This window comes from Vibrio sp. YT-16, from assembly GCF_033337405.1.
Lineage (GTDB): Bacteria > Pseudomonadota > Gammaproteobacteria > Enterobacterales > Vibrionaceae > Vibrio > Vibrio alginolyticus.
Genome location: NZ_JAWOQQ010000026.1, coordinates 26082 through 38587, shown reverse-complemented (window position 1 = coordinate 38587; position 12506 = coordinate 26082). Strand labels below are relative to the sequence as shown.

Below are 12506 nucleotides of genomic sequence, written 5' to 3'. Positions count from 1 at the left end.
CTTCAATTTAAGATTTTGTTCGGCTCAATGAATACTGAACATTACATAAGTAATGTTTGAATTGACTGTGCTGAATCCGAAGATTCAATGGTCACTTCGTTTCATTGAAACCTAAATTGTTTCCGAAGAAACTATTTGGATTATCATCAACGAGTGCCCACACAGATTGATAGGTCTATATTGTTAAAGAGCTTGCTTTACGAGAAGTTTTTCTCTCAAAGCGGAGGTGCATTCTAGCGATTTAATTGACAGTGTCAAACACTTTTTCAATTTTATTTTTCGTAGAAGCTTTCACCTCTCCGACCCTGCTGAAGCCTTATCGCGTCTGCCGTGTCGGTGGATGCGCATTATAGGGAACTCAGATCCGTTCGCAACCCTTTTTTGAAAAAAAATGGAAAAAAATGCCTGTTCGATGACTATTTCATCAAAAAAGCAAAAAAGAGGGTAAAAAACCCTCTTTTTCTGCCTTAAAAGCCGTATTTAAATGAATGCGTACGCGTCTGCGAACATACGTTCGCTCTTCGCTTTCTTGTTCTGAGTGAACTGTTCACGTGCTGCGCCAGCCATTTCAAAACGACCTGCAATATAGATATCGTAGTTTTCTAAGCTTTCGAAATCTTCAGCTACAGCTTGTAGCACGTTACCAACTTTACCTTGCCAGTCTGCAGGAGCTTCTTCTACTACTGGCACAAAGTGAACATTGGCAAACTTGTCGGCAATCTCGACCAGTTCGTCTTTAGCATAAAGCTGGCAGTTATCGCGCGCCCCCCAATATAAATAGATAGGATTGGTTTTATTCTGCGCTACGCAGTGATCCAGAATCGAGCGAACGTAACTGAAGCCTGTACCACCAGCAATTAATAATAATGGGCGTTCGCTTTCTTCTTGAACCCAAGCATCGCCATGTGGCGCATCAATTTCAATCTGACCATCAGTTTCAAGCGCCGCTTGCATTGCTTCGACAACTTCTTGTGCATAAGCGTTGTGTTCCGCCGCACCGATGTGCAGTTCAAGTTCACCTTCATGACGACAAGGGCTGCTTGCGATAGAGAAAGGACGTTTGTCTTTTTCACCCATCACCACCATTAGGTACTGACCCGCTTTAAAAGGCACTGGTGATTCTGGATGAAGAAGGATTTGGTAAGTATTACAAGCTAACGGCTGAATAGACTTTACTTTACATTGGATGGTCATGGTGTTCCTCTCGCTTACTCATCAAAAGTAAGCACTAAATTACTTTCTGTATAGGCTTGGCAAGGGAATATCCAACCTTGCTGTTGCTCTTTTTCGGTTAGCATCGGTTCGAGGTGGTAACTCACCTCGCCCGTTAGCTTTTTACACATACACATGGCGCAAGCGCCAACTTGGCAACGGTGTGGGAAGCGAATATTGTTGTTGAGCGCAGCTTCCAACACCGTCTCCCCTTCTTTTACTTGGAACCTAACGTCCATTGGTAGAAGGTGGACTTGATGACTCATAGAATACCTAACTGGTCCCAAATCTCATCGACTTTAGCCACAAGTTTAGGATCTTTTTTGATAGGCGTACCCCACTCGCGCGTGACTTCAGATTCGAACTTGTTGGTCGCATCCAGTCCTAATTTGGATGAACTCTCAGTCTTACCAAGCACTTGAATCGTGTCTCTATCTGGGTCCATTCGAGTTGTCACCGCCCAAATGATGTCATTCCAATCTCGTGCATTAACGTCATCGTCGCACAAAATGATGAATTTGTTATCCGTGTACTGAGCAAAGAAGCCCCATAGATGTTCCATCAATTCTTGGGATTGACCAGCTTGGTCTTTCTTCATAGTCACGACAGCAAATTGGTTGTTTGCTGTAACTGGAAGATAGACGTCAACAATCTCAGGGCGTTGCTGTTTCAACTCATTTAGTTCTGCTTCGGTAATCGCTTTGCTGTCTCGCTCAGTGACCTCGGTTCGCGTCGCCAGCTCGGCATCCCATTTAATGGTCGCATCCAAGCCCATTTTGGAGCCAAGCCCAACCACTGGTGAAGCAAAGTCGAGCGAGTCGATTGGCGTGTTATCTATCATCAAGGTATCACGTACAGGATCCATATGCTCTGACATGGCTTTCACGACATCATTCCAATCTCGTGCGTTTACCGATTCATCGCACACAATAACAAACTTGGTATACATGAATTGACGTAAGAAAGACCACACGCCCATCATTACGCGCTTGGCATGTCCTGGGTACTGCTTCTTCATGGTGACGACGGCCATTCGGTACGAACAACCTTCTGGCGGTAGATAGAAGTCTTCAATCTCTGGGAATTGCTTTTGCAGAATCGGCACAAACACTTCGTTTAATGCCACACCCAATACAGCTGGTTCATCTGGCGGACGACCTGTGTAGGTGCTGTGATAAATAGGGTCTTTACGCATAGTAATGTGCGTAATAGTAAATACGTGGTGCTTTTCTTTTTCGTTATAGTAGCCAGTATGGTCACCGTAAGGACCCTCATCAGCAAACTCGTTCGGGTCGATATAACCTTCCATCACGATTTCCGCGCTCGCTGGCACTTCCAAATCGTTGCTGACTGACTTCACGACTTCCGTTTTGCTTCCACGTAGCAAACCTGCAAATGCGTATTCCGATAGCGTATCTGGCACTGGTGTTACTGCGCCAAGAATGGTTGCTGGGTCTGCACCAAACGCGACCGAAACTGGGAAAGGTTTACCTGGGTTGGTTTCCATCCAATCGCGCAGATCAAGCGCACCACCACGATGGGCTAACCAACGCATGATGATTTTGTTCTTGGCAATTTTCTGCTGACGGTAAATGCCTAGGTTCTGACGTTTCTTATTTGGACCTTTGGTTACGGTTAAGCCCCAAGTAAGCAGCGGCGCTACATCTTCTGCCCAGCAGCTCATTACCGGAATTTTATCCAAGTCGACTTCATCACCTTGCCAAACAATGTCTTGGCATGGTGCTTTACGTAAACGCTTAGCCGGCATGTTCAATACTTGTTTGAACACAGGCAGTTTTTCTAAAGCGTCTTTGAAGCCTTTTGGTGGCTCAGGTTCTTTTAAATAAGCCAGCAGCTTACCGACTTCTCTTAATTCTTTAACATCTTCACGTCCCATACCGATTGCGACACGCTCTGGTGTACCAAACAGGTTCGTCAAAACAGGTACGTCGTAGCCGATTGGGTTCTCAAACAACAGCGCAGGTCCACCAGCACGCAAGGTGCGGTCGCTGATTTCTGTCATTTCATAAGCGGGATCGACAGGGTGAGTGATGCGTTTAAGTCGACCTTTCTGTTCTAGGTGGTCGATAAATTCGCGTAAATCCTTAAAACTCATAGGCCTTCATGCTGGCTGATTAAACTGTCCGCAGTATAACAAATAGGAGGACGCTAAGATCCTCCTATTTTGTGTGGGTATGTGAGCCAGATTACTTTAATACTTGTTCAATCTGCCGAGTCTTTATCTGATGGTTCGAAGATACTAACTCTTCCAACCAGGTTTGATGCCCTTGTTGAGCAAGCTCTCGAGCAACCATGGTTGCTTCTTCTGATAACGCCATTTTTCTAACTAGAAACTGCTTTACTTGCGGAGATAGAGGGTTAGATTTTGTAAGTAGACTAATAGCTTCTGGCTTGAGTGATGGGTTAACTGTGGCATTCATCAATTGCTGAATGGAAAAAACGTCTCCAACCGCAGCTAAACGCTCAAGTTCGGACTGGCTGTTGTAATCAGCTTTCATCCGCCAGAGTAAGTTGTACACTTCCTCATCCTGACTAACTTGTGCCAACCTGACTATCACGGCCGTCGATGGTAACCAACTGGTCACATTTGCTTTGGTTAACTGGGCCGCTAATGCAGCAAGCGCATTGGGTGATAAGCCGTCTAACTCTCGAATCAAAAGCGCTTCACGCGCTTGAGCTTGTTGAGATGGCCCTGTAAGCCATTGCTTTAAGTTAAGCTCTCTTCGTTCAGCTTGTAAGACAAAGTCCAAGGTACTTTGGTCTTGTTTCCAACGCTTAATCAAGCGACTCGCAATAACGGGAAAGTTAAAAGCGGGTACACTAAATTCATACCCATCACCTCGCTCTAACACTTGATAAGTCGGGGTCATACGGATCTGGGACTCAACAAACAGAGCCATTCGAGGCGTGAGAATCACATCTTGCTTTTCAAGCTTTTCCAATAATTGAAAGCGCACCACCTCTTGTTGAGGCAAAGCAAGTCTATCAAGGGAAAATTTAAGCGAGTCGACTTCATCTCTGACAGCGTAATCAAGCAGTTCAGAGACTTTAGTCTGTATTTGAGTATCCTGAAGCCACTGTTCTACTACAGACTCATGCATTTCCTTGGCAGATAATGTCGCAGGTAGAGTGATAAGTGACAAGCTCAGGAGTAATGACGACAACATTCCTTGTTGCATGTTAACCTCCCGATAACATTTCCTTCATTCTGATACTTCTATCGGGAGAAAGCAATAAAAAAGCCACCGATATACGGTGGCTTTTCGCAGAATGACTATTTGAGACTATTGACGACGCATCGCATCGAAGAACTCATCGTTGGTCTTCGTCATCGCTAGCTTATCGATTAGGAATTCCATTGCGTCGATTTCGCCCATTGGGTGAACGATCTTACGCAGAATCCACATCTTCTGTAGTTCGTCAGTCTTCGTCAGTAGTTCTTCACGACGTGTACCTGAGCGGTTGAAGTCAATCGCAGGGAATACACGCTTCTCAGCAATCTTACGGTTCAAGTGCAGTTCCATGTTACCTGTACCCTTGAACTCTTCGTAGATAACTTCATCCATTTTAGAACCAGTATCTACTAGTGCCGTTGCGATGATAGTTAGGCTGCCGCCTTCTTCTACGTTACGTGCAGCACCGAAGAAACGCTTAGGACGATGTAATGCGTTTGCATCCACACCACCAGTTAGTACTTTACCTGATGAAGGCACTACGGTGTTGTAAGCACGAGCTAGACGAGTGATAGAGTCAAGCAAGATAACTACGTCTTTCTTATGTTCAACAAGACGTTTTGCCTTCTCGATCACCATTTCCGCTACTTGTACGTGACGAGATGCTGGCTCATCGAAAGTCGACGCAACCACTTCACCTTTAACTAGGCGCTGCATCTCAGTTACTTCTTCTGGACGTTCGTCGATAAGAAGAACCATCAACTCACACTCTGGGTGGTTGTACGCGATGCTTTGCGCGATGTTTTGCAGAAGCATTGTTTTACCCGCTTTAGGCGGAGCAACAATCAGACCACGTTGACCTTTACCGATTGGGGATGCCAAGTCTAAAACACGTGCTGTAATGTCTTCTGTTGAACCGTTACCACGCTCCATAACCATGCGCTCATTCGCATGCAGAGGAGTAAGGTTTTCAAATAGGATCTTGTTACGGGCGTTGTCTGGTTTATCGTCGTTAACGGTATTGACTTTTAGAAGGGCAAAGTAACGTTCACCGTCTTTTGGTGGACGAATTTTACCAGCGATAGAGTCACCAGTACGTAGGTTAAAGCGACGAATCTGACTTGGTGATACGTAGATATCGTCCGGACCCGCAAGGTATGAACTATCTGCACTGCGTAGGAAACCAAAGCCGTCTTGCAGAATTTCCAGAACCCCATCGCCAAAGATGTCTTCGCCGCCTTTCGCGTGCGCTTTTAAAATCGCGAAGATGATGTCTTGTTTTCTTAAGCGAGCTAGGTTCTCTAATCCTAAGCTTTCGCCCAGTTTTACAAGGTCAGACACAGGTCTGTTCTTCAGTTCGGTAAGGTTCATGGTGGTGGATTCTTGTTTAGTCAAAATAAGATCTGTTTTCTAGTTAAGATGGATTTGGTCTCAGGATCGACCAAGAAGAGAAATTTGTTCAATTAACGCGCGATAAGTTAGCACTAATTAGTATTCTAGTCCAGAGTTAGAAAAACAAAACCGTGCATTGTAACTTTGCACGGTTTTATCTGTAATCACTTGGTGATTATAAGTTTGCGTCTAGGAACTCTTTCAGTTGAGTTTTAGACAGAGCACCTACTTTCGTTGCCGCTACGTTACCATCTTTAAATAGTAATAGCGTTGGAATGCCGCGAATACCAAACTTAGGTGGTGTACCTGCGTTATGGTCGATGTTTAGTTTACCGATAGTGAGTTTGCCTTCGTACTCGTCTGCGATTTCGTCCAAAATAGGAGCGATCATTTTACAAGGACCACACCATTCTGCCCAAAAATCCACTAGAACCGGGCCTGCAGCGTTGATTACATCGTTTTCAAAACCGTCATCAGTTAGCTGCAAAATCTTATCACTCATCTTCCACTCCAATGTGTTTTTCGAAACTGGTTGGATGATAACCAGTAATTAGATGCCCTATTGGAATGTATTTACTTTCGTATTGCAAGCTTTAGCTGATATTCTATAGCCATGAAAAAGACGCATATCACAGAGCAAAAGTTCGCCGATTTGGGCTTAAAGCCCCAAGTTATTGAAGGATTGGACAAAAAAGGGTTCGAATTTTGTACCCCTATCCAAGCCTTGGCGTTGCCGGTCCTGCTCACCGGCCAAGACATCGCAGGCCAGGCCCAAACGGGTACTGGTAAAACGCTCGCGTTTCTTACTGCTACGTTCAACCACCTTCTGACGACTCCGGAACATGAAGGTCGTAAGCCTACACAGCCACGCGCAATTATTATGGCGCCTACACGTGAGCTCGCTATTCAGATTTACAATGATGCAGAATCATTAACTGAAAGCACAGGTCTAAAAACCGCTCTAGCTTACGGTGGTGAAAGCTACGACAAGCAACTTGCGAAACTGCAAGACGGCGTAGATATTCTGATCGGAACAACAGGCCGTATCATCGATTTCTACAAACAGCGCGTATTTAACCTCAACAACATTCAAGCTGTTGTTCTGGACGAAGCCGACCGCATGTTCGATCTTGGCTTTATTAAAGACATTCGCTTCTTGTTCCGTCGTATGCCTGAGCCAAAAGAGCGTTTGAACATGCTGTTCTCAGCAACGCTGTCTTACCGCGTTCAAGAACTGGCATTCGAACACATGAATACTCCTGAGCATGTCGTTGTCGAACCGGAACAAAAAACTGGCCACCGCATTCAGGAAGAGCTTTTCTATCCTTCTAATGAAGACAAAATGGCGCTGCTTCAAACACTAATTGAAGAAGAGTGGCCAGATCGCGCTATCATTTTTGCCAATACCAAGCATAAGTGTGAATCGGTTTGGGGTCATTTGGCTGCCGATGGACACCGTGTAGGCCTTCTTACTGGCGATGTACCGCAGAAGAAGCGTGAGAAGATTCTTGAGCAATTCACCAAAGGTGATGTCGACATCTTAGTTGCAACTGACGTTGCAGCGCGTGGCCTGCATATTCCTCAGGTAACGCACGTTTTCAACTACGACCTTCCTGACGACTGTGAAGATTATGTTCACCGTATTGGCCGTACTGGTCGCGCTGGTGCGAGCGGTCATTCGATCAGTTTTGCTTGTGAAGAGTACGCGGTTAACCTACCAGCAATCGAAGAATACATTGAGCACACAATCCCAGTTTCAGAGTACGATTCGTCGGCACTGATTCAAGATCTACCGGCTCCGATTCGTATGCGTGCACCACGCAACCAACAGCGCCGCACGAATACTGGCGGTACCCGTTCTGGTTCTGGTAACCGTAAGCCGCAGGGACGTCGTCCACGCCAACCGCGTCAATCGGCACCAAAACAATCGTAATAGGAAACTGAGTTCGTTTATGAGTCAAGCAGGATCATCACCGCTATATGCCGCCATCGACCTCGGGTCGAACAGTTTTCACATGCTCGTTGTGCGTCACATCGATGGCAGCGTTCAAACAATGGCTAAAATTAAGCGCAAAGTTCGTCTAGCAGCGGGCTTAGATGAACATAATTCTCTTAGTATGGAAGCTATGCAGCGAGGATGGGACTGCTTAAGTCTATTTGCGGAACGCTTGCAGGACATTCCTAAACAAAACATTCGCATCGTCGGTACTGCAACATTACGTACCGCGACCAATGTAGATGTGTTTTTAGAAAAGGCTAACCAAATTCTAGGCCAGCCTATCGAAGTGATTACTGGTGAAGAAGAAGCTGCCACTATCTATAAAGGTGTCGCTCACACCTCTGGCGGTAGTGGTCGTCGCCTTGTAGTCGATATCGGTGGAGCAAGTACCGAACTGATTATCGGTGAAGGTTTCGAAGCCAAAGCACTGACCAGCTTAAAAATGGGCTGCGTGACTTGGCTTGAAAACTTCTTTAAAGATCGCCAATTGAATGCTCGTAACTTTGACGCGGCAATTGAAGGAGCGAAACAGACCATCCAGCCGATTTTAGAACGTTATACAGAAATTGGTTGGGATGTGTGCGTTGGTGCATCAGGCACTGTTCAGGCATTGCAAGAGATAATGCTGGCGCAAGGCATGGACGAAGTAATCACTCACTCCAAACTCAAGCGTCTACAGAAGCAAGCCATGTTGGCCGACCATTTAGAAGAGCTCGATATTGAAGGCTTAACACTTGAGCGCGCATTAGTGTTCCCTAGTGGCCTCTCTATTTTGATTGCCGTTTTTGAATTGCTTGAAATCGATGCTATGACACTGGCTGGCGGCGCACTACGCGAAGGCTTAGTGTATGAGATGGTTGAAGAGCTTCGTCAAGAAGACATTCGTGCCCGCACTATCGCTAGCGTACAAAATCGCTATCAGCTCGATCACCAATACGGCGAACAAGTCGCTACTCTGGCACACACGCTTTTACAGCAAGCTGGGGGCGATGAGTGGATTACAGAGCCTCAGGGCAAGATATTACTCGAGACCGCCGCAAAACTGCATGAAATTGGTTTAACTATCGATTTCAAAAAAGGCGGAGAGCATAGTGCTTACTTGCTGCAGAATTTGGATCTGCCTGGTTACACGCGCGCGCAGAAGTTCTTTATTGGTGAAGTGGCTCGTCGCTATCGCGAACAGCTCACTTCTTTACCTGAGCAGCATGCATTATCAGGCTCAAGTGCCAAACGAGTATTGAGACTGTTGCGTCTTGCGGTTCTGCTCAGCCATCGTCGCAATCCTGATCTAGAGCCAAATGTGACTCTAACGGTTGAAGGCGACAATCTAACGTTACACATTGATGCGCAATGGCTAGAGAAAAACCCACTGACTGCGGCTGAGTTGGAAATTGAATCCAACCGTCAGACAGACATCGGCTGGCCATTAAATATCGTAGCAAAATAAGCGAATATCACTGCCTTACAATACTAAAGCCCAGGCGTTCGCTTGGGCTTTTTTGCTTCTACTTCCCCTACAAAACGTGCTGCCCAGCAAAAATTTCAGCTTCTCCGCTCTACATCGAAAAACAGCCATGCTTTATTGATAAACACAATTTAGCCAACCAAGATGCACCATCATGAAAACCGTTTTAATGACTGGCTTAACTGGCACTCTCGCCCCAAAAGTCGCTCATCAGTTTCACCTACGCGGCTGGAACATATTGGAGTGGAATCACCACCAAATCTCACCAGATGATCCAGAGCAAAGTGAGCAATTTTGGCAGCAGCACCACATTGATGCGGTGTGCCATATGGCGATGGGGAGTGAAGCATGGGCAGCATGGCTCGGTGAACACTGCAAACAGCGCAACATTCCTTACCTCTTTGTCAGCACAGCAATGGTATTTGATGCCACAAAAAACGGGCCTTATGGCATCTTTGAAGAAAGAAACACCCAAGATGATTACGGCAAATACAAAGTTCGTTGTGAAGATGCAATCTGGCAAGCAAATCCAGATGCGATGGTTGCTCGAATTGGTTGGCAGCTCCATCACCAAGCAGAAGGCAATAACATGTTGGCGCATCTCGACCGCCAATATGAAGAGAACGGCGTTATTACCGCTAGCACGGCTTGGTATCCTGCGACTTCTCATATGGACGATACTGCACTCGCCTTTTTGCAGCTTATTGAGCGGAACGAAGCCGGTTTATATCACCTTGATAGCAACTTAAAAGATAAGTGGAATTTCTACGAACTCGTTTGTGCACTCAAACAGCATTACAACAAACCATGGCAAGTGCTGCCAAGCAATGACTATCACCATGACCAACGTCTAACAGATGAACGAATTGCCTTGCCGCCATTGAGTGAACGTTTCACCAAGCCAGAGCAAATCCAGCAAGCTGGCATCATAGGAATCAACTGGGGACGCACGCACATTCCGCACTATAGAAACAATGGTGTTGCAGTCACGACGTTATGTGCCAACCAAATAGAACCTCTTCAGCAAGCGTGCAGTGAAGAAGCAATCCCAAAGGCAGAAACGAACATCAGCGCACTCAAACTACTTGATGTCGTGACCATCGCGACACCTGCGCATACTCATGCAGAGATCATAAAGACGTTAGGTTCAACCAAGCTTATCTGTGAAAAGCCATTGTTGGGATTGAATTCCGACATCACTCACTGGCAGCAACCGAACGCCAACCTATTGGTTAATTACGCCTTTGCTCAGCTAAATACCGCCAAGACAATAGAGGAGTGGCTCACTTCGCAAACCCAACCTTGTGTGGTCAATCTAGTCACCCAGGTTAACCTACCGGGCACCTTCACACTCAAAGAGTGGTTTCTTGAAACAGCTAGCCACCCTATCTCCTGGTTGCTGCACTGCTTTGGAGACTACTCTCAGTCGACACTGACTGAGAAAAACGGCCAACTGATCGTTGAGCTGCAATGTGGCGACCACCAGCTAAGATTTGTATTTGAATTAACAGGTGAGCCGGGCATCGAGCACAACCTAACGATTCAATCCAACCAGACCTTAACCAGCAAAGGCTACTACCGTGTCGGAGAAAAATGGCGTTTCGAGCCCATTCTCGTTAATGGCAACGCGATAAATGATGGAGAGTACAGCGAGTCTGATTGCTGGCAGGACGCCAATCAACGCAGTGTCGGTTTGATGTTGGCGATGTTCAATCAAAGCATCAGCTGGGATAACGGCCTGCAACTTGGCGCCTTCGATGCGCAAAAAGCCATTTTGATTGAGAAGATGCTCTGTTAGCCATTTCACCAGCGAGCTTCCTCTACGTGCCGTACCTTCGATTAAAAGGTCTCACTCGGGACCTTTTTTACTGCTCATTTTTACCTTCGTACAGCTCAGGGAGCTTTTGGACACCCATGATCTAATTGCTCCCCACGCTGTACAAAACCCTCTAAATCCCAGTAAGCAGGTACAAAAAAGCCGCTTGATTTAAGCAAGCGGCTTTCGGGGTTCCCACTGATATTAAGACTGAACGCTTGTCGTCACCTTAAAGTCAGGGTTCACCTCAGTCAGCTTCTTAATTAGGTAATTCAGTAATACGCCGTACATAGGAACAAACAAACCAAGACTGATAATCAGTTTGAAGCCGTAATCCACCAGCGCGATTTCCGTCCAATGCTCCGCCATAAATGGATCTGGGCTTTGGTAGAACGCAATGGCGAAGAAAGCGATAGTATCAAGTGCATTACCGAAAAGCGTTGAACACGTTGGTGCCACCCACCATTGCTTCATTTGACGTAAGCGGTTGAACACGTGCACATCCATGATCTGACCAAGTAAGTACGCCATGAAACTAGCAATCGCGATACGAGCGACGAATAAGTTAAATTCTCCCAGGTGACCAAAACCTTGGAATTGACCTTCGAAGAACACCACCGATAAGAAGTAAGACACTGCCAAAGCAGGCAACATCACTAAGAAGATGATCTTACGCGCCAACTGAGCACCGAAAATACGCACAGTTAAGTCAGTCGCTAGGAATATAAATGGGAAAGTGAATGCGCCCCAAGTGGTATGGAAACCGAAAATAGTAAACGGTAGCTGAACTAGGTAATTGCTAGATGCAATAATGACTAGGTGGAATAGAACCAGATAGATAAGGGCGTTGCGCTGCTGCGCAGGGGTAAAGTTACTCATGCGATACCTTTTTAGTTTGGTTTGGGGGTGAGGGAACCCAAATCGAGTCACTGAATAAAGTGGCTCTTACCAACAATGTAAAATGAAAAATAAACTGGCTTGGCTCATTCTGAGCGAAGCGGTGGGCGATTATACATTAACCACTTTTCGCCGCAAGTCGTCTGTTTTACGCAAACGTTTAAGCATAAAAAAGGGTGTTTCATGTGAAACACCCTTTTAAGAAAAATTCTATTTTTAGAAGCCGCGCTGGAACAATCCTGCAAGATAATCCAACTCTTCCCTGCTCTCTTCAATCGCTAACGCTTCAAACCAAATCGCTTCGCTGTAATGCTCTGCTTTCATAAACAGTCGGCAACCTTCAAAGTCGATCAGCCAAGAGTGAATGTCCGCATCCCACTGCTTTTCCACCACAGTAGCAGAAAGCAAGACAACTAAACGCTCACCTAAAGCAGGAAAGCTATCAAGGTCAAAGCTCGGCGCGGTAATGATTAAGCGCCCTTCTTGTGCCATGTAGTCCGCTAAGCCAAATTCCTTTTGCATCTTGGTTCC

Annotated in this window: 11 protein-coding genes; 3 read left to right on the top strand and 8 right to left on the bottom strand. The window is 46.0% G+C overall.

Annotation, left to right across the window (positions count from 1 at the left end; genetic code table 11):
- Nucleotides 1–480: 480 nt before the first annotated feature.
- The 6 genes from fre to trxA all read right to left on the bottom strand — a co-directional run bounded on the left by fre (nucleotide 481) and on the right by trxA (nucleotide 6300).
- Nucleotides 481–1194, bottom strand: coding sequence for an NAD(P)H-flavin reductase (fre, locus tag R7F07_RS23635; RefSeq protein ID WP_005382872.1), 714 nt, complete (start codon nucleotides 1192–1194; stop codon nucleotides 481–483).
- 14 nt (nucleotides 1195–1208) lie between these two features.
- The gene (locus tag R7F07_RS23630; protein ID WP_012126600.1) at nucleotides 1209–1478 is read right to left on the bottom strand and encodes a 2Fe-2S iron-sulfur cluster-binding protein; all 270 of its coding nucleotides are present in this window, start codon (nucleotides 1476–1478) and stop codon (nucleotides 1209–1211) included.
- A complete protein-coding gene (gene ubiD, locus R7F07_RS23625; RefSeq protein WP_033907314.1) occupies nucleotides 1475–3328 on the bottom strand; it encodes a 4-hydroxy-3-polyprenylbenzoate decarboxylase in 1854 nt (617 codons plus the stop codon). The genes R7F07_RS23630 and ubiD overlap by 4 nt, the downstream gene beginning before the upstream one ends.
- 91 nt (nucleotides 3329–3419) lie before the next feature.
- Nucleotides 3420–4412: a hypothetical protein gene (locus R7F07_RS23620; RefSeq protein WP_104979851.1), complete on the bottom strand. Its 993-nt coding sequence runs from the start codon at nucleotides 4410–4412 to the stop codon at nucleotides 3420–3422.
- Nucleotides 4413–4517: 105 nt separating this feature from the next.
- Nucleotides 4518–5777 (bottom strand): transcription termination factor Rho, encoded by a 1260-nt coding sequence (gene rho, locus R7F07_RS23615; RefSeq protein WP_005378757.1) that lies wholly within the window; start codon nucleotides 5775–5777, stop codon nucleotides 4518–4520.
- Nucleotides 5778–5973: 196 nt separating this feature from the next.
- Nucleotides 5974–6300: a thioredoxin TrxA gene (gene trxA / locus R7F07_RS23610; RefSeq protein WP_004745500.1), complete on the bottom strand. Its 327-nt coding sequence runs from the start codon at nucleotides 6298–6300 to the stop codon at nucleotides 5974–5976.
- Between the two features lie 111 nt (nucleotides 6301–6411).
- Here trxA and rhlB point away from each other — a divergent pair, with 111 nt between their 5' ends.
- The 3 genes from rhlB (at nucleotide 6412) to R7F07_RS23595 (ending at nucleotide 11060) form a co-directional block, all read left to right on the top strand.
- Nucleotides 6412–7731, top strand: coding sequence for an ATP-dependent RNA helicase RhlB (gene rhlB, locus R7F07_RS23605; protein WP_005378764.1), 1320 nt, complete (start codon nucleotides 6412–6414; stop codon nucleotides 7729–7731).
- A 19-nt stretch (nucleotides 7732–7750) separates the two neighbouring features.
- A complete protein-coding gene (gppA, locus tag R7F07_RS23600; RefSeq protein ID WP_005382885.1) occupies nucleotides 7751–9244 on the top strand; it encodes a guanosine-5'-triphosphate,3'-diphosphate diphosphatase in 1494 nt (497 codons plus the stop codon).
- Nucleotides 9245–9416: 172 nt separating this feature from the next.
- The gene (locus R7F07_RS23595; protein ID WP_104979853.1) at nucleotides 9417–11060 is read left to right on the top strand and encodes a sugar nucleotide-binding protein; all 1644 of its coding nucleotides are present in this window, start codon (nucleotides 9417–9419) and stop codon (nucleotides 11058–11060) included.
- Between the two features lie 222 nt (nucleotides 11061–11282).
- On the opposite strand, the gene R7F07_RS23590 is transcribed toward R7F07_RS23595, so the two are convergent.
- Together R7F07_RS23590 and R7F07_RS23585 are read right to left on the bottom strand one after the other, a co-directional pair.
- Nucleotides 11283–11957 (bottom strand): 7-cyano-7-deazaguanine/7-aminomethyl-7-deazaguanine transporter, encoded by a 675-nt coding sequence (locus tag R7F07_RS23590; RefSeq protein WP_033907317.1) that lies wholly within the window; start codon nucleotides 11955–11957, stop codon nucleotides 11283–11285.
- Nucleotides 11958–12191: 234 nt separating this feature from the next.
- Nucleotides 12192–12497: a DUF3630 family protein gene (locus R7F07_RS23585; protein WP_054579633.1), complete on the bottom strand. Its 306-nt coding sequence runs from the start codon at nucleotides 12495–12497 to the stop codon at nucleotides 12192–12194.
- Nucleotides 12498–12506: the final 9 nt, after the last annotated feature.

Excerpts from the sequence above, each read along its gene's own strand:
- fre (WP_005382872.1), bottom strand. The coding sequence starts at position 1,194 with ATGACCATCCAATGTAAAGTAAAGTCTATTCAGCCGTTAGCTTGTAAT.
- R7F07_RS23630 (WP_012126600.1), bottom strand. The coding sequence starts at position 1,478 with ATGAGTCATCAAGTCCACCTTCTACCAATGGACGTTAGGTTCCAAGTA.
- ubiD (WP_033907314.1), bottom strand. The coding sequence starts at position 3,328 with ATGAGTTTTAAGGATTTACGCGAATTTATCGACCACCTAGAACAGAAA.
- R7F07_RS23620 (WP_104979851.1), bottom strand. The coding sequence starts at position 4,412 with ATGCAACAAGGAATGTTGTCGTCATTACTCCTGAGCTTGTCACTTATC.
- rho (WP_005378757.1), bottom strand. The coding sequence starts at position 5,777 with ATGAACCTTACCGAACTGAAGAACAGACCTGTGTCTGACCTTGTAAAA.
- trxA (WP_004745500.1), bottom strand. The coding sequence starts at position 6,300 with ATGAGTGATAAGATTTTGCAGCTAACTGATGACGGTTTTGAAAACGAT.
- rhlB (WP_005378764.1), top strand. The coding sequence starts at position 6,412 with ATGAAAAAGACGCATATCACAGAGCAAAAGTTCGCCGATTTGGGCTTA.
- gppA (WP_005382885.1), top strand. The coding sequence starts at position 7,751 with ATGAGTCAAGCAGGATCATCACCGCTATATGCCGCCATCGACCTCGGG.
- R7F07_RS23595 (WP_104979853.1), top strand. The coding sequence starts at position 9,417 with ATGAAAACCGTTTTAATGACTGGCTTAACTGGCACTCTCGCCCCAAAA.
- R7F07_RS23590 (WP_033907317.1), bottom strand. The coding sequence starts at position 11,957 with ATGAGTAACTTTACCCCTGCGCAGCAGCGCAACGCCCTTATCTATCTG.
- R7F07_RS23585 (WP_054579633.1), bottom strand. The coding sequence starts at position 12,497 with ATGCAAAAGGAATTTGGCTTAGCGGACTACATGGCACAAGAAGGGCGC.